At 68.4% G+C, this 19,705-nt stretch carries 20 protein-coding genes; 14 read left to right on the forward strand and 6 right to left on the reverse strand.

Features of this window, described 5'->3' with window-relative positions; translation table 11 throughout:
• Nucleotides 1–51: 51 nt before the first annotated feature.
• The 7 genes from ACORQU_RS02605 to ACORQU_RS02635 all read left to right on the forward strand — a co-directional run bounded on the left by ACORQU_RS02605 (nucleotide 52) and on the right by ACORQU_RS02635 (nucleotide 7,936).
• Complete coding sequence (locus ACORQU_RS02605) at nucleotides 52–1,353, forward strand: carbohydrate porin (protein WP_491643225.1); 1,302 nt, start codon at nucleotides 52–54, stop codon at nucleotides 1,351–1,353.
• 148 nt (nucleotides 1,354–1,501) lie between these two features.
• Entirely contained in the window at nucleotides 1,502–2,371 is an 870-nt protein-coding gene (locus tag ACORQU_RS02610; protein WP_271646821.1) for a carbohydrate ABC transporter permease, read from the forward strand.
• 266 nt (nucleotides 2,372–2,637) lie between these two features.
• Nucleotides 2,638–3,468, forward strand: a complete 831-nt coding sequence (locus tag ACORQU_RS02615) for a carbohydrate ABC transporter permease (RefSeq protein WP_271646822.1) — start codon at nucleotides 2,638–2,640, stop codon at nucleotides 3,466–3,468.
• Between the two features lie 39 nt (nucleotides 3,469–3,507).
• The gene (locus ACORQU_RS02620) at nucleotides 3,508–4,524 is read left to right on the forward strand and encodes an ABC transporter ATP-binding protein (RefSeq protein ID WP_271646823.1); all 1,017 of its coding nucleotides are present in this window, start codon (nucleotides 3,508–3,510) and stop codon (nucleotides 4,522–4,524) included.
• A gap of 39 nt (nucleotides 4,525–4,563) precedes the next feature.
• Complete coding sequence (locus tag ACORQU_RS02625; protein ID WP_271646824.1) at nucleotides 4,564–5,337, forward strand: SDR family NAD(P)-dependent oxidoreductase; 774 nt, start codon at nucleotides 4,564–4,566, stop codon at nucleotides 5,335–5,337.
• Nucleotides 5,338–5,345: 8 nt separating this feature from the next.
• The gene (locus tag ACORQU_RS02630) at nucleotides 5,346–7,001 is read left to right on the forward strand and encodes an FGGY-family carbohydrate kinase (protein WP_491643228.1); all 1,656 of its coding nucleotides are present in this window, start codon (nucleotides 5,346–5,348) and stop codon (nucleotides 6,999–7,001) included.
• 5 nt (nucleotides 7,002–7,006) lie between these two features.
• Complete coding sequence (locus ACORQU_RS02635) at nucleotides 7,007–7,936, forward strand: carbohydrate kinase family protein (protein ID WP_491643229.1); 930 nt, start codon at nucleotides 7,007–7,009, stop codon at nucleotides 7,934–7,936.
• A gap of 86 nt (nucleotides 7,937–8,022) precedes the next feature.
• On the opposite strand, the gene rpoZ is transcribed toward ACORQU_RS02635, so the two are convergent.
• From rpoZ to ACORQU_RS02655, 4 genes are all read right to left on the reverse strand, one after another.
• Nucleotides 8,023–8,319, reverse strand: a complete 297-nt coding sequence (gene rpoZ, locus ACORQU_RS02640) for a DNA-directed RNA polymerase subunit omega (protein ID WP_271646827.1) — start codon at nucleotides 8,317–8,319, stop codon at nucleotides 8,023–8,025.
• 135 nt (nucleotides 8,320–8,454) lie between these two features.
• The gene (locus ACORQU_RS02645; protein ID WP_491643230.1) at nucleotides 8,455–8,781 is read right to left on the reverse strand and encodes a low molecular weight protein tyrosine phosphatase family protein; all 327 of its coding nucleotides are present in this window, start codon (nucleotides 8,779–8,781) and stop codon (nucleotides 8,455–8,457) included.
• 13 nt (nucleotides 8,782–8,794) lie between these two features.
• Nucleotides 8,795–9,409, reverse strand: a complete 615-nt coding sequence (gene gmk, locus ACORQU_RS02650) for a guanylate kinase (protein WP_491643232.1) — start codon at nucleotides 9,407–9,409, stop codon at nucleotides 8,795–8,797.
• A gap of 93 nt (nucleotides 9,410–9,502) precedes the next feature.
• Nucleotides 9,503–10,363 carry a YicC/YloC family endoribonuclease gene (locus tag ACORQU_RS02655; RefSeq protein ID WP_491643234.1) on the reverse strand — a complete coding sequence of 287 codons (861 nt, stop codon included), beginning with the start codon at nucleotides 10,361–10,363 and terminating at the stop codon, nucleotides 9,503–9,505.
• A gap of 101 nt (nucleotides 10,364–10,464) precedes the next feature.
• Here ACORQU_RS02655 and rph point away from each other — a divergent pair, with 101 nt between their 5' ends.
• The 7 genes from rph (at nucleotide 10,465) to pepQ (ending at nucleotide 17,670) form a co-directional block, all read left to right on the forward strand.
• The gene (gene rph / locus ACORQU_RS02660; RefSeq protein WP_491643236.1) at nucleotides 10,465–11,190 is read left to right on the forward strand and encodes a ribonuclease PH; all 726 of its coding nucleotides are present in this window, start codon (nucleotides 10,465–10,467) and stop codon (nucleotides 11,188–11,190) included.
• Nucleotides 11,191–11,203: 13 nt separating this feature from the next.
• Nucleotides 11,204–11,593 (forward strand): VOC family protein, encoded by a 390-nt coding sequence (locus ACORQU_RS02665; protein WP_491643238.1) that lies wholly within the window; start codon nucleotides 11,204–11,206, stop codon nucleotides 11,591–11,593.
• Nucleotides 11,593–12,192, forward strand: a complete 600-nt coding sequence (rdgB, locus tag ACORQU_RS02670; protein ID WP_491643240.1) for an RdgB/HAM1 family non-canonical purine NTP pyrophosphatase — start codon at nucleotides 11,593–11,595, stop codon at nucleotides 12,190–12,192. Before ACORQU_RS02665 ends, rdgB begins: the two co-directional genes overlap by 1 nt.
• Before the next feature lie 170 nt (nucleotides 12,193–12,362).
• Nucleotides 12,363–13,517, forward strand: a complete 1,155-nt coding sequence (gene hemW, locus ACORQU_RS02675; protein ID WP_491643241.1) for a radical SAM family heme chaperone HemW — start codon at nucleotides 12,363–12,365, stop codon at nucleotides 13,515–13,517.
• A gap of 85 nt (nucleotides 13,518–13,602) precedes the next feature.
• Nucleotides 13,603–15,951 carry a DUF1631 domain-containing protein gene (locus tag ACORQU_RS02680; RefSeq protein WP_491643243.1) on the forward strand — a complete coding sequence of 783 codons (2,349 nt, stop codon included), beginning with the start codon at nucleotides 13,603–13,605 and terminating at the stop codon, nucleotides 15,949–15,951.
• Nucleotides 15,948–16,286: a PilZ domain-containing protein gene (locus tag ACORQU_RS02685; protein WP_271646836.1), complete on the forward strand. Its 339-nt coding sequence runs from the start codon at nucleotides 15,948–15,950 to the stop codon at nucleotides 16,284–16,286. Before ACORQU_RS02680 ends, ACORQU_RS02685 begins: the two co-directional genes overlap by 4 nt.
• Nucleotides 16,287–16,344: 58 nt before the next feature.
• Entirely contained in the window at nucleotides 16,345–17,670 is a 1,326-nt protein-coding gene (gene pepQ, locus ACORQU_RS02690; protein WP_491643245.1) for a Xaa-Pro dipeptidase, read from the forward strand.
• Between the two features lie 111 nt (nucleotides 17,671–17,781).
• Here the strand turns inward: pepQ and ACORQU_RS02695 are convergent, their stop codons facing one another.
• Both ACORQU_RS02695 and ACORQU_RS02700 read right to left on the reverse strand, forming a co-directional pair.
• Nucleotides 17,782–19,110: an aminopeptidase P N-terminal domain-containing protein gene (locus ACORQU_RS02695; RefSeq protein WP_491643247.1), complete on the reverse strand. Its 1,329-nt coding sequence runs from the start codon at nucleotides 19,108–19,110 to the stop codon at nucleotides 17,782–17,784.
• Nucleotides 19,110–19,649, reverse strand: a complete 540-nt coding sequence (locus ACORQU_RS02700) for a UPF0149 family protein (RefSeq protein WP_491643249.1) — start codon at nucleotides 19,647–19,649, stop codon at nucleotides 19,110–19,112. The genes ACORQU_RS02695 and ACORQU_RS02700 overlap by 1 nt, the downstream gene beginning before the upstream one ends.
• Nucleotides 19,650–19,705: the final 56 nt, after the last annotated feature.

Below are 19,705 nucleotides of genomic sequence, written 5' to 3' on the forward strand. Positions count from 1 at the left end.
GAAGGCGCGCGGCATGCGCGCCCGCAGGTTCAAGACAGCGAGGTTCAACCCATGAAAATCAGCATCACTCCCCTTGCGCTGGCGCTGCTGGCCACCGGGCTGGTCAGCGCCAATGCCGCGCGGGCCGCGGAGTTCGATCCCAATCAGCACATCGGCGGCGACTGGGGCGGCTGGCGCAGTGACCTGGCCAACGACGGCGTGCAGTTCAAGCTGGGCCACTTCAGCCAGACCGCGCACAACACCTCCGGCGGCGACAGCCACGAGACCGCCTACGCCGACCAGTTCTTCCTGGGCGGCTACTTCGATCTGGACAGGCTGTGGGGCTGGCGCGGCGCGGAGTTCAAGGTGGAGATCACCAACCGCAATGGCGAGCTGATCAACAACAAGGCCAACATTCCCACGCTGCTGCAGTCCCAGCAGATCTATGGCCGCGGCACTGTCACCCGCCTGACCCAGTTCTCGCTGACCCAGCGCCTGTTCGACGACCACCTGAGCATCAAGGCCGGGCGCCTGTATCCGGATGCGGACTTTTTCGCGCTGAGCTGCAACTTCCAGCATCTGACCTTCTGTAGCGGTGGCTCGTCCAACAACATCAGCAGCAGCTGGTACGGCTCGCCGCTGAGCGCTTGGGGCGGGGTGGTGAGCTTCACTCCGGACCATCAGTGGTTCTTCAAGGTGGGCGGCTATGACACCAACCCAGAAACGCTCTCCAAGAACCAGGGCCTGAAACTGGGCACCTCGGGTGACGACAGCGGCACGCTGATGGCCGCCGAAGTGGAGTTCAAGCCCGACTACGGTAATGGCATCGACGGCGACTACAAGATCGGCGCCACCCGCAACAGCAGCAACCGCACCCGCGTTTATGACGTCACCGGGCTGCCGACCAGCCTGACCGACAACGCCGCCGTCGTGCAGAACACCGACAACGCGTTCTACTTCAACTTCGAGCAGCAGGTGACCAGCAACGGCGCCGGCGGCGGCCTGCGCCTGTTCGCCAGCATGATCCGCGCCGACCAGGACGTGGCGACCGTGGGTGAAGTGCTCGCGGTGGGCGGCTTCTGGAAGGGCTTCCTGCCCAGCCGTCCGGACGACCGCATCGGCCTGGCCTTCGGCCGCAATGCGGTCAGCGACAAGCTCACCGACGCCCAGCGCCTGTACGACCGCACCCTGCCGGCCGGCGCCACGCCGATCGGCGTGCAGCACTACGAGTATCCGATCGAGCTGAACTACAACATCGCGGCCTACCGCGGGATCGAGCTCATGCCGAGCATCCAGTACATCCGCCATCCGGGTGGATACGCCGATGCCGACAGCGCCACGATCCTGGGCCTGCAGGTCAGCCTCGATTTCTGAAGCTGCAGCGGGCATCCGGCGTGGCCTCCCCCTCCCCGCCCCGGATGCCCGGTGCAGCCTGACAGATGCCCGCGCGACCATGCGGGCATGACCGCCCGGTCTTGACTGACCCGATGCCCGCGCGCGCGCGCCCCAACGGACAGCTCCGATGGCCACGCAACAGACCCAAAAACTCGCGAGGTTCCTGATCGCCCCGTCGGTCATCCTGCTGCTGCTGTGGATGATCGTGCCGCTGGCGATGACGGTGTGGTTCTCGCTGCTCAACTACAACCTGCTCAATCCCGAGAAGACCTTCGTCGGGATCGCCAACTACACCTACTTCCTCGGCAATCCGGCCTTCGTGTCCTCACTGGGCAAGACCCTGCTGCTGGTCGGCTCGGTGCTAGGCATCACCGCGGTGTTCGGCACGCTGATCGCGCTGCTGCTGGACCAGGTCTTCGTTGGGCGTCGCATCGTGCGACTGATGCTGATCGCCCCGTTCTTCGTGATGCCCACCGTCAGCGCCCTGGTCTGGAAGAACCTGTTGATGCATCCGGTCTCCGGGCTGCTGGCCTGGCTGTGGCGGGTGTTCGGGCTGACTCCGATCGACTGGTTCACCCAGTACCCGATGTTCTCGATCATCCTGATCGTGGCCTGGCAATGGCTGCCCTTCGCCGTGCTGATCCTGCTCACCGCGCTGCAGTCGATGGACGAGGAGCAGCAAGAAGCCGCGCTGATGGATGGCGCCGGCGTGTTCGACCGCTTCTTCCATCTCACCGTGCCGCACCTGGCGCGTCCGCTGACCATCGTCATCCTGATCGAGACAATCTTCCTGCTGACGGTGTTCGTGGAGATCTACGTCACCACCGGCGGCGGCCCGGGCATGCAGACCACCAACCTGGCCTACCTGATCTATTCGCAGGCCCTGCTGCAGTACGACGTGGGCGCGGCCTCGGCCGGCGGTCTGATCGCCGTGGTGCTGGCCAACATCGCGGCCATCTTCCTGGTCCGCATCGTCGGCAAGAACCTGGAGACCTAGGACATGTCCTCCATTCACGAACAGGCCGCGTTGGACCTGGGAAGCCGGCAGGGGGTGTTGCGCGACGCAGCGCCTGACTGGCCGTCAGGCCAAGTTGTGCAACGCCGGCTGGCGGCTTCCCAGGCCCAACCCAGCGGGCCGTTCCTGCGCGCGTCCCGAACCGCGTCACCGATCGGTCGTGGACGGACGTCCACTTCCTCCCTTTTCCTTGCCCCGAGCACGCGCAGGAACGGCGCGACCTGCCCGGGAATGGAGGACATGTCCTGATGGCCCGCCGCACGCCCGTTCCGCAGGTCATCGCCACCACCATCGCCGCCTGGCTGGTGGGTGGGGTGATCTTCTTTCCGATCCTGTGGATGCTGCTGACCAGCTTCAAGACCGAGATCGATGCGTTCTCCACCCCGCCCAGCTTCCTGTTTTTCCATTGGACGCTGGAGAACTACGCCGCCGTGCAGGCACGCAGCAATTACTTCAGCCACGCATGGAACTCGGTGGTGGTCTCGCTGGGCTCCACCCTGATCGCGCTGGCCATCGCCATCCCGGCGGCCTGGGCGATGGCGTTTTCACCGACCAAGCGCACCCGCGGCATCCTGCTGTGGATGCTGTCCACCAAGATGCTGCCGCCGGTGGGCGTACTGGTGCCGATCTACCTGCTCTACCGCGATTCGGGACTGCTGGACACCCAGCTGGGGCTGGTGATCGTGCTGTGCCTGAGCAACCTGCCGATCATGGTCTGGATGCTGTTCAACTACTTCAAGGACATCCCCAAGGACATCCTGGAAGCCGCGCGCATGGACGGCGCCACCATCGGCAAGGAGATCCTCCACATCCTCGCCCCCATGGCCGTGCCGGGCATTGCCTCCTCGCTGCTGCTCAACGTGATCCTGGCGTGGAACGAGGCCTTCTGGTCGTTGAATCTGTCCTCGTCCAAGGCCGCCCCGCTGACGGCGTTCATCGCCTCCTACTCCAGTCCCGAAGGGCTGTTCTGGGCCAAGTTGTCGGCGGCCTCGACGATGGCCATCGCGCCGATCCTGGTGCTGGGCTGGTTCTGCCAGAAGCAGCTCGTGCGCGGGCTGACCTTTGGCGCCGTGAAGTAAGCCACGGCGCGATCAACACACACATTCGATAGGTGGTTCATGGGACGCATCACACTGGAAGGTGTCACCAAATCCTTCGACGACACCCAGGTCATCCACGGCGCCGACCTGGAGATCGAGGACGGCAAGTTCGTGGTCTTCGTCGGGCCATCCGGCTGCGGCAAGACCACCCTGCTGCGCCTGATCGCCGGGCTTGAGGACGTCAGTGGCGGGCGCATCCTCATCGACGGCCAGGACGTGACCAAGCTGCCGCCGGCCAAACGCGGGCTGTCGATGGTGTTCCAGTCCTACGCGCTGTATCCGCACATGAGCGTACGCAAGAACATCGCCTTCGGGCTGAAGATGGCGCGCGTGCCCAAGGCCGAGATCGACAAGCGGGTCAACCAGGCGGCTGACATCCTCAACCTGACCGACTACCTGGACCGCCGGCCGGGCCAGCTCTCCGGCGGCCAACGCCAGCGCGTGGCCATCGGCCGTGCCATCGTGCGCGAACCCAAGGGCTTCCTGTTCGACGAGCCGCTGTCCAACCTGGACGCCGCCCTGCGTGTGCAGATGCGCCTGGAAGTCACCCGCCTGCAGAAGCAGCTCAAGACCACGGCCGTCTATGTCACCCACGATCAGGTCGAAGCCATGACCATGGCCGATGAGATCGTGGTGCTGCAGGGCGGGCGCATCGAACAGGTCGGCACGCCGCTGGAACTCTACGAGCGCCCGGCCAATGTCTTCGTCGCCGGCTTCATCGGCTCGCCGCGCATGAACCTGCTCGAGGGCGAGATCGCCCAGCGTCATGGCGCGGCCACGCTGGGCGTGCGCCCGGAACACATCCGCGTGCATCGCGGCGACATGGCGACCGATGGCGACGCCTGGCGCGGCACCGTGGCCCAGGCCGAACACCTGGGCAGCGACACCTTCGTTTACGTGGATGTCCCGGGCGTGGGCACGTTGGATGCGCGCTGCACCGGCGATCTGCGCGTGCAACAGGGCGACACGGTGACCCTGGTGCCCGATCCGCAACACCTGCATCGCTTCGATGCCCAGCAGCAGGCGATGCGCTAACCCCCTTCCCCATTGCAACGCACAGCAGGAGATCTCCCCATGTATCTGGACAAGTTCAAGCTCGATGGCCGCGTGGCCGTCGTCACCGGTGGCGGTCGCGCGATCGGCCTGGCCATCTGCGAGGCCCTGGCCGAAGCCGGCGCCAAGGTGATCATCGCCGACCACGATACGGCCGTGGCCGAGGAAGGCCTGGCGACCCTGCGCGCCAAGGGCCTTGACGCCCAGATCGTGCAGATGGACGTGACCGACTCGGCGCGCGTGAATGCGGTGGCCGACGAACTGGTCGCCCAGCACGGCAAGGTCGACATCCTGGTCAACAACGCCGGCATCGCGCGCAGCATGACCCCGGCCGAGACCGTCGCCGACGAGCACTGGCTCAACGTGATCGACGTGAATCTCAACGGCACCTTCTGGTGCTGCCGCGCCTTCGGCAAACACATGCTGGACAAGGGCGACGGGGTGATCGTCAACGTCGGCTCGATGTCCGGCTTCATCGTCAACAAACCGCAGGCCCAGGCTTACTACAATGCATCCAAGGCCGCGGTGCATCACCTGACCAAGTCGCTGGCCGCCGAATGGGGCGCCCGCGGCGTGCGCGTCAACGCAGTTGCCCCGACCTACATCGCCACCCCGCTCAATGCCTTCGTCAAGGAGGATCCGCAGATGTACGACGCCTGGATCAACGGAACCCCGATGGCCCGCCTGGGCGAGGTCGAGGAGATCGCCTCGGTCGCGCTGTTCCTGGCCTCCAACGCCTCCAGCCTGATGACCGGCAGCATCGTGCTGGCCGACGGCGGCTACACCTGCTGGTAAGCCAACCCATGCAGGCCAACGACAAGGTGTACATCGGCGTGGACGTAGGCACCGGCAGCGCCCGCGCCGGCGTCTTCGACGCGCGCGGCCAGCTGCTGGGCACCGCGCGCCACGCCATCCAGATATGGTATCTGCCCGGCGACATGGTCGAGCAGTCCTCGCAGGACATCTGGCATGCGTGCGTGCAGGCCATCGCCGGCGCGGTCGCCGAGGCCGGCATCGCGCCGACGCAGGTGGCCGGCATCGGCTTCGATGCGACCTGCTCGCTGGTCGCCGTCGACGCCGACGGCGGCCCGGTGTCCATCAGTCCCACTGGCGAGGCCACGCGCGATGTCATCGTGTGGATGGATCACCGCGCCACCGAGCAGGCCGCGCGCATCAACGCCACCGACGAACCGGTGCTGCGCTACGTCGGCGGACAGATCTCCCCAGAGATGGAAACGCCCAAGCTGCTGTGGCTCAAGGAGCACCTGCCCGACCGCTATGCGCAGGCCGCGCACTTCTTCGACCTGGCCGACTGGCTGACCTGGCGCGCCACCGGCAGCACCGCGCGCTCGCTGTGCACGGTGACCTGCAAGTGGACCTACGTGCAGCACGAGGGCGGCTGGAGCCGGCGCTACTTCGAACGCATCGGCCTGGCCGACCTGTTGGACGACGATGCCCGCCGCATCGGCACCGACATCGTCGCGCCCGGCACGGCGCTGGGCGCCGGCCTGAACGCACGCGCGGCGCAGGAACTCGGCCTGCCGGCCGGGACCGCCGTGGGCGCCCCGCTGATCGACGCCCACGCCGGCGCCATCGGCACGATTTCCAGTCCGGACGCCGAGGGGACACCGGTGCCGCCCACGGCGCGCCTGGCCTACATCCTGGGGACTTCGGCCTGTGTGCTGGCCAGCACCGAGGAGCCCTGCTTCACCCCCGGGGTGTGGGGCCCCTACGGCGCGGCCATGATCGAAGGCCTGTGGCTCAACGAGGGCGGTCAGTCGGCAGCCGGCGTGGCGATCGACACCCTGGTCCGCTCGCATCCCGGCTATCCCGAAGCCAGCGCCCAGGCCCAGGCCGACGGCAAGGACGTGCTGCGCTGGTTGGAGGAACGCGTGCTGGCAAAGGCCGAGTCCGCCTCGCATGCCGCCCTGCTCGCCCGCGGCCTGCACGTCCTGCCCGACTATCTGGGCAACCGTTCGCCCGATGCCGATCCCAACGCCCGCGCGATGATCGCCGGACTGACCATCGACCACGACCTGCAGGGCCTGGAAGCCCTGTACGTGGCCGGCCTGTGCGGCCTGGGTTACGGCCTGGCCGACATCATCGACGCCCTGCGCGCGCAAGGCGTGCGCTTTGACAGCGTGATCATGAGCGGCGGCGCAAGCCAGAGCCGGCTGGTGCGCCAGCTGATGGCCGATGCCAGCGGGGTCCAGGTGCAGGTCGCCGCCACCGCCGAGCCGGTACTGCTGGGCAGCGCGATGATCGGGGCGGTCGCCAGTGGCGGGTTCGCCGATCTGCCGGCGGCGATGGGCGCGATGAGCGCGCTGGGCGCGAGCACCGAGCCGACGCCTGCGGCACTGATCCGGTTCCACGCCGCGAAGCGACGTGGCTACCAGTCGATGCAGGCCCTGGACCGCACCTTGCGCCGCGAAATGGCCGACGTTTCTCCTGGAGCCTGACCTCGATGTTCCTGATCTGCGGCGAAGCGTTGTTCGACGTGTTCACCCAATCGCCGCAAGGCGACGCGATCCCGATGCTGGCGCGCCCCGGCGGCTCACCGTTCAACGTGGCCATCGGCCTGTCGCGCCTGGGCAGCCCCTCGGCACTGCTGGGCGGGCTCTCGCGCGACATGCTGGGTCAGCACCTGGCCGGCATCCTGCGGCGCGAAGGCGTGTGCGCCGACTATCTGATCGCGCGCGACGAACGCACCACGCTCAGCCTGGTGGCCCTGGATGCGCAAGGCGTCCCGCACTACACCTTCTATGGCGAGCACAGCGCCGATCGCGCACTTGAAGTCGCCGACCTGCCCGCGCTGGGCGCGGACGTCCACGGCTTGCATGTGGGTTCCTACACGCTGGTGGCCGAGCCCACCGCCTCAACCCTGCTGCGCCTGGTCACCCAGGCGCGCAGCGAACGACTGATCTCGCTGGACCCCAACATCCGCTCCACCGTCGAGCCGGACATGGCGCGTTGGCGCAGCCGCGTCGGCGCGCTGGCCGCGCAGGCCGACCTGATCAAGGTCAGCGAGGAAGACCTGGGGCTGCTCTACCCCGGCGAACCGGTCGAAGCCGCCGCGCGGCGCTGGCTCGACGGTGGCACGCAGTTGGTGGTGGTCACGCTGGGTGCCGAAGGCGCCCTGGGCTTCAGCCGCCAGGCGCAGACCCGGGTCGCGGGCCGACCGGTCACCGTGGCCGACACGGTCGGCGCTGGGGACAGCTTCCAGGCCGCACTGCTGCACCAGTTGCCCGACCGCGCTGCGCTGGAGGCGGCCGCCGCCGAGGCGCAGGCGATGCAGCGGCTGCTCATCTTCGCCGCCACCGCCGCCGGCATCACCTGCAGCCGGCCCGGCGCCGATCCGCCGACCCACGCCCAGGTGCTGGACGCGCTCGGCTGAGCGGTCGCGCCCACAGCACCGCTAAAACGCAGAACGGCCCGCGCAAGCGGGCCGTTCCATGTAGACCTGAGGGTCGGTCCAGACGATCAGTCGTCGCCCTTGGACATGTCCTCGTCGGCCACGACCTCGGCGGCGGCCCATTCCAGGGCTTCACGCTCGGCGCGCTCGCGCTCGGCCTTTTCGACGCGGTCGATCAGCTCGTTGTCGACCTTGCGCGCGGCGATCTCGCGCAGCGCCAGGACGGTCGGCTTGTCTTCGGTCTCGTTGTCCAGGGTGGCTTCAACGCCGTTGGCCAGCTGACGCGCGCGCTTGGCGGCCATCATGACCAGCTCGAAACGGTTGTCGACGACTTCCAGGCAATCTTCTACGGTGATGCGGGCCATGTGGGCTCCTGGCGGCCAGCCACCGGATCAGGTGGGCCGCGCGACTAGCGGAAAGGGACCGCGGATTTTAGGGGCAGGCCTTTCCATTTGCAAGACACCCTTTGCAAATCAAATGCTTAAGCCCGGCGAAACGCATCAGCGCCGCGGGAGATGCCGCGGCACGCGCGCCTGCAACAGGCGGATCAGCGCAGGATCCATGAACGCGTAGTCATCCGGGATATCCAGGCAGGCCACGCGTACGCCATCGAGATGCCGGCGGAACTTCTGCGACAGACGGTTTCGCTGCGCCTTTTCCATTACCAGGATCAGGTCGGCCCAGGCCAGCAGTTCGGGCGTCACCGGGTTTTCGGCATCGTGGTTCAGGCCGGCCGAGGCAACCTCGATGCCTGGCCAGTTCGCGAACACCTGCTCGGCCGTCGGGCTGCGCAGCCGGTTCTGGCTGCAGACGAACAGGACGTTCAAGGGCGCGGGCGGATCAGTCTGCCAGCAGCGCGTCGATCAGGGCGCCATGTGCGGCGGTCTGCCGTTCCCGGCGCAGGCGGCTGGCGGTGAAGATCGCGCACATCTCGTCCACGGCCTGGTCGAAGACCTCGTTCACGATCACGTAGTCGAACTCTCCGTAATGCGACATCTCCTCGCGCGCGGCGGCCAGACGCTGGGCGATGACCGCTTCGCTGTCCTGGCCGCGCTTGCGCATGCGCTCTTCCAGCGCATCGCGCGAGGGCGGCAGGATGAACACGCTCACCGCCTCGGGCACCTTCTCGCGCACCTGGCGCGCGCCCTGCCAGTCGATCTCCAGCAACACGTCCTGGCCGGCGGCCAGCTGCGGCTCGACCGACTGGCGCGCACTGCCCTTCCAGTCGCCATGCACGCGCGCGTACTCGAAGAAGTCGCCCGCCTCGATCATGCGCTGGAACTCCTCGGCGCTGACGAAGTGATAGTGCTGGGCGTGGCGCTCGCCCGGGCGCGGCGCGCGCGAGGTGAAGGAGATCGACAGGCTGATGCGCGGATCGCGTGCCAGCGTGGCGTTGACGATGCTGCTCTTTCCGGCGCCCGACGGGGCCGCGACGATATACAGGGTGCCGCGCATGGCGTTGGCCTTTGGCTGCCGCCCGCCTTGGGGCGGGGCGTCCGTGAAAAGGCGCGCAAGTCTAGCAAAGCCGCGCTCGGGGCGCGGCAAGGGTCACTCCAGGTTCTGTACCTGCTCGCGGATCTGGTCGATCAGCACCTTCAGCTCCACGGCGATGTTGGTGGTACGCACGTCCACCGACTTGGAGCCCAGGGTGTTGGCTTCGCGGTTGAACTCCTGCAGCAGGAAGTCCAGGCGCCGACCGACCGCACCATCGGCCTTGAGCACACGGCGGATTTCCTTGATGTGGCTGGCCAGGCGGTCCAGCTCCTCGTCGACGTCCAACTTCTGCAGGGACAGCACCAGTTCCTGCTCCAGGCGTCCGGGATCGGCCGGCTGGGCCAGGTCGGCCAGGCGCGCCTCAAGTTTCTGGCGCTGGCCGGCGCGGATCTGCGGGATCAGAGTGCGGGCCTCGGCGGCATGGGCTTCCACGCCATCGACACGTTCGGCGATGGCCTGGGCCAGCTTGTCGCCCTCGCGCTCGCGTGCGGCGACGAACTGATCCAGCAACGCCTCCATCAGCGTCAGCGCGGCAGCCTGCAGGGCTTCGGGATCGATCGCACGGCTGCGCACCACGCCGGGAAACTGCAGCAGTTCGGTCAGGCTGGTGCTCAGGCCCGGGAAGTGCATGCCCAGGGTCTGCCCAGCCTGGGCCAGGGCCTGGATCCGCGCCTGGTCCAGGTGCAGGCCCTCGTCGCCTTCGGCCACCCGCAGGCGCACCACCAGGTCCAGCTTGCCGCGGGCCACGCGCGCGGCCACATGCTCGCGCAACGCCGGCTCCAGCGCGCGCAGTTCCTCGGGCAGGCGCATGCTCAGCTCCAGGAAGCGGTGGTTGACCGAGCGCAACTCGGCCCCGAGCGTGGCGCCCTCGACCTGGTGCTCGACGGTGGCGTAGGCGGTCATGCTGCGGATCACGGCGGGCGATGTCCTGGGGAAAAGGGGCGTGGATGGTACCCTAGCGCGCTGCGCCGACCGGTCGATCGCACCGGCGCGCCTCACTTCCAAAGCGAATTCCCATGACGTTCTCCCGCCCCAGCGGTCGCGCCGCCGACCAGCTTCGTCCCGTGTCCATCCAGCGCGGCTTCACCCGCCACGCGGAGGGCTCGGTACTGGTGTCCTTCGGCGACACGCGTGTGCTGTGCACCGCCAGCGTGGAGAACCGCGTGCCGGGCTTCCTGCGCGGCAAGGGCGAGGGCTGGGTGACGGCCGAGTACGGCATGCTGCCGCGCTCCACCCACACCCGTTCCGATCGCGAGGCCGCGCGCGGCAAGCAGGGGGGCCGCACCCTGGAGATCCAGCGTCTGATCGGCCGCTCCCTGCGCGCCTGCGTGGATCGCGGGGCCTTGGGCGAACGCACCATCACCCTGGACTGCGACGTGCTGCAGGCCGATGGCGGCACCCGCACCGCCGCGATCACCGGCGCCTACGTGGCCTTGGTCGACGCGATCAACGGCCTGAAGGCGCGCCGCGAGATCAAGCGCGACCCGATCTTCGGCGCGATCGCCGCGGTATCGGTGGGCATCTACAAGGGCGTGCCGGTGCTGGATCTGGACTATGCCGAAGACAGCGACTGCGACACCGACATGAACGTGGTCATGAACGACGGCGGCGGCTTCATCGAGGTCCAGGGCACGGCCGAAGGCCATGCATTCCGTCGCGAGGAAATGGACGCGCTGCTGGGCCTGGCCCAGGCCGGCATCGACCAGCTCGTCCAGGCCCAGCGCGACGCGCTGGCCAGCTGACGGCGCACACCCGATGAAGCGCACCCTGGCCCTGGTCACGGTGGTGGTCGACGACTACGACCGGGCCATCGCCCACTACACCAACGATCTTGGCTTCGTCCTGCTGGAAGACACACCCTTGGACGGCGGCAAGCGCTGGGTGCGCGTGGCGCCCCATGCCGACGATGCCACCGCACTGCTGCTGGCCCGCGCGAGCAACGACGAACAACGCGCGCGCATCGGCGACCAGACCGGCGGGCGCGTGGGCTTCTTCCTGCACACCGACGACTTCGCCCGCGATCATGCGGCGATGACCGCGCGGGGCGTGCAGTTCCTCGAAGCGCCGCGGCATGAGCCTTACGCGACCGTCGCCGTCTTCCGCGACGCCTATGGCAACCAATGGGATTTGCTGGAGCCCAAGTGATGAACCGTCTCGTCCTGGCCAGCGGCAACGCCGGCAAGCTGGCCGAATTCAAGGCCATGCTGGCGCATCTGCCCTACGACATCGTCCCGCAGAAGGAACTGGGCGTCGAAGATGTCCCGGAAACCGGCCTGACCTTCGTCGAGAACGCGCTGATCAAGGCGCGCCACGCCAGCGCCGTCACCGGCCTGCCCGCGCTGGCCGATGATTCGGGCCTGATCGTCGATGCCCTCGGCGGCGCGCCTGGCCTGTACAGCGCACGCTATGCCGGCCAGCCGACCAGCGATGCGGCCAACAACGCCAAGCTGCTCGAAGCGATGCGCGAGATTCCGGACGACCAGCGTCGCGCACGCTTCTATGCGGTGATCGTGCTGCTGCGACACCCGGAAGACCCGCAGCCACTGATCGCCGAAGGCGCCTGGGAAGGCCGCATCATCGGCGAGCTGCGCGGCAACGGCGGTTTCGGCTACAACCCGCTGTTCCTGGACCCGGACCACGGGCTGACCGCGGCGGAGATGGAGACTGCACTGAAGAATCGGCTCAGCCATCGCGCCCGTGCGCTTGCGGCGTTGAACCAGCAGTTGCTGTCCCTCATGCAGTAGAGGGCCACGCGCGCGATCGGCTTTCCGTAGCGCCGAGCTTGCTCGTCGGGGCGTTCCCGGCAAAGCCCTGCCACGCAAGCTCGGTGCTACTCGCCAACCTTGCAACAACGCGCCGCCGAGCAAGCTCGGCGCTACACCACGCACCTGCGAGCGCTCCTCGAATTTCTTTCATGCTGATCCCACCGCCCCTGTCGCTGTACGTCCACCTGCCCTGGTGCGTGCGCAAGTGCCCGTACTGCGATTTCAACTCGCACGAAGGCAAGGGCGCGCTGCCGTTCGGCGACTATGTCGATGCGCTGATCCGCGACCTGGAACAGGACCTGCCGCTGGTATGGGGCCGCACGATCCACAGCGTGTTCTTCGGTGGCGGCACGCCCAGCCTGTTCCCGGCCGAACAGATCGACCGCTTCCTGCAGGCCGCCAGCGCACGGCTGCGCTTCGCGCCCGAGTGCGAGGTGACCCTGGAGACCAACCCGGGCACCGCAGAGCATGGTCGCTTCGATGCCTACCGCGCGGCGGGCGTGAACCGGCTGAGTTTCGGCGTCCAGAGCTTCGACGACGGCTGCCTCAAGCGCCTGGGCCGCATCCACGACAGCACCCAGGCCGACGCGGCGGTGAAGCTGGCCCAGGACGCTGGCTTCGATAACCTCAACCTGGACCTGATGTACGCCCTGCCCGGCCAGTCGCTGGAGATGGCGCTGGCCGACCTGGAGCGCGCCTTCGCGCTAAACCCGGCGCACGTCTCGCACTACCAGCTGACCCTGGAACCCAACACGGTCTTCTACGCCAGGCCGCCACAGGGCATTCCGGAAGAAGACGCCGCCTGGGACATGCAGGAGGCCTGCCAGACCGCGCTGGCCGCAGCCGGCTATGCCCAATACGAGATCAGCGCCTATGCCCGTCCGGATCGGCAGTGCGCGCACAACCTCAACTACTGGCGCTATGGCGACTACCTGGGCATCGGCGCCGGTGCGCACGGCAAGATCAGTTCCGGTGCGGGGCAGTCCATCCTGCGCCGCTGGAAGCCCAAGCACCCCACCGCCTACCTGGCCCAGGCCGGCACACCGGCCGGCATCGGTGGCGATGACCTCGTCGCCCCGGAACGGCGGCCGTTCGAATACATGCTCAACGTGCTGCGCTTGAAGGAAGGCTTCGCCCTGCGCGACTTCCAGGTGCGCACCGGACTGGAGGCCGGCCGCATCGCCGCGCCGCTGGCACAGGCCCAGTCGCAGGGCTGGCTGGTGCGCGAAGGTGACCGCCTGCGGCCCACCGAGCTGGGCCAACGCTTCGCCAATGACGTGATGTCATTGTTCCTGGACGAGTGAAAGCCCCACTACGCCGCATGCGACAGCGCATGTTGACAGGTGTGTTAAAACCCCCGGGCACAGCGCTTGTTCTCAATGGAACCCGATGGCTGCTCCAGGGGCTGCTTCACCCGAGATGTTGAGTGCCGACACGCTGGCCGCGTCGGCCCTTCCGCCGCGCGTGCGCCACATCCTGGAGGTCCTGCTGGCCCACCTGCAGCCGCACCTGGCCACGCGCCTGGAGGCCACCGCCGATGCGCTGGAGCAGGAGTTATTTACCCAGGCCGAGCGCGCGCGCAGCAACGAGCTGCAGGCCACCCAGTTGGCCAACCTGCAGCAGTTGCGCAAGCATCGCGCCCAGTTGCTGCCGCGCATGTCCGCGGCGCTGGAGTGCGAGCTGGCCCAGATCCGCACCCCGCGGGCCGTGCCGGAACAGGCGCCGGAAGACATTCCCTCGATGCTGACCCTGGTGGCCAATGACGACATCGACCAGGACATCGTCCTGCAGGAAGTCGCGCGTCGCCACGAGCATCGCCACCACGAAGCCCTGACGCTGCTGTCCCAGCGCTTTGGCGTGCTGGCCGGCAGCCCCGCGCTGGAGGAAACCCAGCAGCCGCTTTCGCCCCAGTCGCTGTGCCGGGCCGTGCGCACGGCGGTGATCGCGCTGGACGTGGACCTGCCCAGCCAGCTGCAGTTCTATCGCCTGTTCGAGCAGCACGGGATGGCCAGCTACGGTGCGTTGGTGGACGAACTGAGCGAGCTGCTCGGCCAGCAGGGCGTACTGCCGGGCCTGGTCTTCGCGCCGCAACGTGCGCGGACCCCGTCCGGCCGCGTCCCGGTGACCCGCAAGACCCAGGCCCCCGACGTCCCGGCCCCGCCGCCGGCCAAGCCCCCGGTCAAGCCGCCCGCTCCACCCGCCACTGCTCCCAGTTGGACCCGTCCGCCAGCGGCAAAACACCCGCCGGACGGCGCGTCCACGTTTGCCGCGTTGCAGCGCCTGCTTTCGGCCGGACATGCACGCGCAAGCGCCAATCCGAAGATCGCCGCGGACGCCGGCATGCCGGTCTGGCTTGCCTCGGCCAGGTCCACGTCGACCACCGCGCCGCAGGGCGCAGCGCCCAAGCCCTTGCCGGCCGCTGCCGCAAGTGCGGGTGCCGGCACGGCGGCCAGCCCGCTCCCGACCGCCCAGCTGCTGAGCACCCTGCAAACCCTGCAGCTGCAGGTGGCCCAGGGCCAGGTGCCACAGGCGCCGACCTCGCTGGGCGAGATTCGCGAGCGCACCCTGGCCGGCCTGCGTCGTGCCCACGGCCCGGACGCGCAGCTCGCGCGCCAGGACGAGGACACCTTCGAGCTGCTGGACCTGCTCTACCACGAGATCGGGCGCGAGGTGCGCAAGGGGCCTGCCTCGGACCTGCTGGGCGAACTGCAGGTCCCGGTGGTCCAGGCCGCGCTGAGCGACCGCGAGTTCTTCCTGCGACCGCAGCATCCTGCGCGCGAACTGCTCAACGCCGTGGCCGAGTCGGGCGCCAACTGGATGGGCGAGGAGGACGTCGATCCGGTCCTGATGCAGAAGCTCAAGGCCGCGGTCACCAAGGTGCTCTCCGAGTACAAGGGCGACGAGGCGGTCTTCGAACAGGCCCACCGCGAGGTCCAGGACCACTTTCAGGTCGCCGCGCGCAAGGCCGAGATCGCCGAACGCCGCCACGTGGAGGCCGCCCGTGGCCGTGACCGCCTGGACATGGCCAAGCGCGGCGCCGCGCAGACGATCGAAACGGCCCTGGATGGACGCCTGCCCATCCCCTTCGTGCAGGCGCTGCTCACCCAGGCCTGGGCCGACGTGCTGACTCTGACCCGCCTGCGCAACGGCGAGGATTCCAGCGAGTGGGCCGAGGTGGCCACCATGACCGGGGAGATCGCACGGGCGGTCACCGGCGAGGCGCCAACGCCCGATCCCGCCCTGGCCCCCAGGATCGAGAAGGCGTTGGTGCAGGTGGGCTATCACGGCGACGAGGCCGCGGTCATCGCCCAGCGCCTTTCGGGCGAGGACACCGCGCCACACGGCGGCACCGATTTGGCCGCGCGCGTGCAGACGCGTGCGCGCATCGCCGCGCAGGAATCGCCGGCCAAACCCGCGCTGGCCCCGCGCAGCGCCAACGAAGACGCCAGTTACGACATCCTGCGCAAGCTGCCGTATGGCACCTGGTTCGAGTTCGTCCATAACCAGCAGGGCGACGTCCGTCGGCTGCGCCTGTCCTGGTACAACCCCAACAGCGGCCATGCCCTGTTCGTCAATCAGCGTGGGCAGAAGGTCGGCGACCACACCCTGGACGGCGTGGCGCGCCTGATGGCCCGGGGCCAGGCCCGCGTGCTGAGCGAAGAGCGCGCGCGCCTGATCGACCGCGCGTGGCAGGCCACGGTCGGCAAGCTGCGCGAACTGGCAGGAGCCGACGCATGAGCATCACCGAAGCCCGCCGCGCGCCACGCCGCAATCCGCATGGCGCCATCGCCGTCAGCGACACCATGACCGGGCGCATCATCGGCCGGGTCGGCAACGTCTCCGAGGCCGGCATGCTGTTGGTCGCCAACACGCCGGTGCGCGAAGACGCGCTGTACCAGCTCCAGTTCACCCTGCCGGCCAGCGCGACCACGCGCGAGACCAGTATCGAGGTCGGCGCGCACCTGCTGTGGACCGGCGCGGCCAACACGCCGGGCCACGCGCTGGCCGGCCTGCGCTTCCTCACCGTCTCCCCCGCGCATCTGGAAGCCCTGCGCGACTGGGTGGGCGGTTAGGCGGGATTGCAGCCGATCCGGCAAAATGGGGGGCTCTTTCGCAACACGAGCCTTCGCCATGACGCTGCCCGATCCCGCTCCGCTCTACGCCGACCACCTGGCCACGCTGAAGGCGCGCGCGGATGAAGCGCTGGCGCGCGGCGGCCTGGACCACTTGGTCATCCCCAGCGGCCGTCTGCACTATCAACACGCCGATGACCTGGGCTACCCGTTCTATGTCAATCCGCAGTTCAAGGCCTGGCTGCCGCTCACGCGCGTGCCGGACAGCTGGGTGGTGTACACGCCAGGCCGGCGCCCGACCCTGATCTTCCTGCAGCCGCGCGACTACTGGCACGTTATCCCCGACGCACCCAGCGGCTGGTGGGTGGAGCACTTCGACATCCAGGTGATCCGTAACGCAGAGGAGGCCGCCGCCCTGCTGCCCAAGCCGGCCGCGCACTGCGCGATCCTGGGCGAGGCGCACAGCACCCTGGGCGAGTACGCCCCCAACAATCCGCAGGACGTTGTGGATTACCTCGCCTATCACCGCGCCTTCAAGACCCCCTACGAAATCGCCCTGATGCGCCAGGCCCAGGTCATGGCGGTGCGCGGGCATCGCGCCGCTGAAGCCGCCTTCCGCAACGGCGCCAGCGAGTTCGACATCCACATGGCCTATTGCGCGGCCGTCGGCCAGGACGCGGCCGAACTGCCTTACGGCAACATCATCGGCCTCAACGAGCACGCCGCGGTCCTGCACTACACCGAGTTGGCTCGACAGCCGCCCGCGCAGTCGCGCAGCTTCCTGATCGATGCCGGCGCCAGCGCGGCCGGCTACGCCAGCGACATCACCCGCACCTACGCGGCCGACGCCGGCAGCGAATTCCAGGCGATGATCGACGCCGTCGACGCCGCGCAGATCCAGATGGGCCAGGCCGTGGGCCCGGGCGTGGACTACAAACAGCTGCACGTCGATGCGCACCTGCGCCTGATGGGCATCCTCAAGGACTTCGGGGTGATCACCGTTTCGCCGGAGGCCGCGGTGGCCAGTGGCGTGTCGGCAGCATTCTTCCCGCATGGCCTGGGCCATTCGATCGGCCTGCAGGTACACGACGTGGCCGGCTTCGCCGCCTCCGACCGCGGCGGTCGCATCGAACGTCCCGAGGGTCACCCCTACCTGCGCATGACCCGTGTGCTGGCGCCGGGCATGGTGGTGACCATCGAACCGGGGCTGTACTTCATCGACATGCTGCTCGAAGACGCCAAGGCCGCCGGCCATGGCGCGGCGATCGACTGGGACCGCGTGGCCCACTTCAAGCCCTTCGGCGGCATCCGCATCGAGGACGAAGTGCTGTGCACCGAGACCGGCGCTGACAACCTCACACGCCCGGCGTTCGCTGCCGGCTGAGACCGGTCGTGGGAGCCGCCATGGCGGCGATGAGGCTTCCTTGGGAAAGCGCGTCGTCGCCATGGCGACTCCCACGCCAGCCACTGCAAGCTTGCATGGACGGCGCCTGTGCTACTCGGCGTTCGCCATCACCGCCTCGATCTCCTCGGCGCTGCGCGCCAACTCGGCGGTCAGCATCGTATGGCCGTCTGCGGTGATAACCACGTTGTCCTCGGTGCGGATGCCGATGCCGCGCCATTTGGAATCGACGCTGGTGTCGTCGGCCGAAATGTACAGGCCTGGCTCGATGGTGAAGACCATCCCCGGCTCCAGCAGGCGTGAGTCGCCGGCCAGGCGATAGTCGCCCACATCGTGCACGTCCAGGCCCAGCCAGTGGCCGGTCTTGTGGCGGTAGAAGCGCTTGTAGCTGCCGTCGGCAATCCGTTTTTCCAACGTCCCCTTGAGCAGGCCAAGCTGCAGCAGGCCTTCGGTCAGCGTTTCCACCGCCGCATCGTGCCCGGCCTCGTAGGGCACACCGGGGCGCGCCTGCTCCAGCGCCGCCGCCTGGGCGGCGCCGACCAAGTCGTGCAGCTGGCGCTGTGGCGTGGTGAAACGGCCATCGACCGGGAAGGTCCGGGTGATGTCGGCCGCGTAGTTACGGTATTCGGCGCCAGCGTCGATCAGCACCAGGTCGCCGGCCTTGGCCTGCGAACTGTTGGCCACGTAATGCAGCGTCACCGCATTGGCGCCGGCGCCGACGATGCTGCCGTAGGCCGGCCACGCGTCGCTGGCGCGGAACACGCACTCCAGCACCGCCTGCAGCTGGTATTCGTGCACCCCGGCATGGGCGCCGCGCATGGCCGCCAAGTGCGCGGCCACGCTGATGTCGGCCGCGCGCTGCATCAGGCGCAGCTCTTCCTTGGACTTGAACAGGCGTTGCTCGTGCAGCAGGTGGCCCAGCTCCAGGAACTCGTGCGGCGGCTGCGCGCCGCGACGGACCTGGGCGCGCACCTGGTTGACCCAGCCGATCAGCTTGAGGTCGAACTCGGTGTGGCGGCCAAAGTGGTAGTACACCCGCGAGCGGCCTTCCAGCATCCCCGGCAGGATCTCGTCCATGTCCTCGATGGGATAGGCGTCGTCCATGCCGAAATCGTCGACCGCGCCCTGCTGGCCGATGCGCGGGCCGTCGTAGATCTCACGCGCCGGGTCGCGGTCGCGGTTGAACAGGATCACCTCGCCATGGCGCCGGCCGGGAATCAGGACCAGCACCGCGTCCGGCTCGGGGAATCCGCTCAGATACCAGAAGTCCGAATCCTGCCGATACGGATAGTAGCTGTCGTTGCTGCGTACCCGCTCGGGCGCGGCGGGCAGCACCACGATGGCGTCCTCGCCGACCATGCGCATGAGCTGCTTGCGCCTGCGCGCGAATTCGGCGGCGCTGATCCCGGTGGCGGCCTTCATCAATTCAAACGCTGGCGGTGGCGCGGCGCCAACACGCAGTCGCCGTGCAGCAGCAGGACGGCCACGCGCACGAATTCCTCGATCTCGGCCAGAGCGTCTTCGTCTTCCTCGCTTTCGCCCAGCTCCGGGCTGGCCTGGGCCAGCTTGCCCAGATCCGCCAGGGCCTCGGCCCCGTCATCGGACAGTGAGGCATCGCTGGCCGCCGCCAGGCCAAAACCGCCCAGGAAGGCACGGCACCAGTCGAACAGCGCCTGGGCGCGTTCTTCCAGGCCTGCGCTGGCATCGGGCAACAGCAGTTCGAAGCCGAAGGCGCGGTCCTCCAACTGGGCGACGGTGGAGGTGCGCAATTCATCCAGCGCGCTGTCCGCCGCCGGTGCAGGCAGGGCCGGATCGGCCAGGACGCGCGCCGGCCAGTCCACGGCGTTGTCGCCGGCGCCGGACAGCCAGCCGCACAGGCCGCCGTGGAGTTCAAAGGGGGAGGCGCCAAGGCCCAGGCCGCGCGCGGCCTGGTCGACGTCCTCGAGAGTCGGCAGGCTCATCGGGCGATGCCCTGCCGGCGATCAAAGGAATCAGACGGTTGCATGCCCAAAAGTGT

The organism is Pseudoxanthomonas sp. JC1303, from assembly GCF_058448525.1.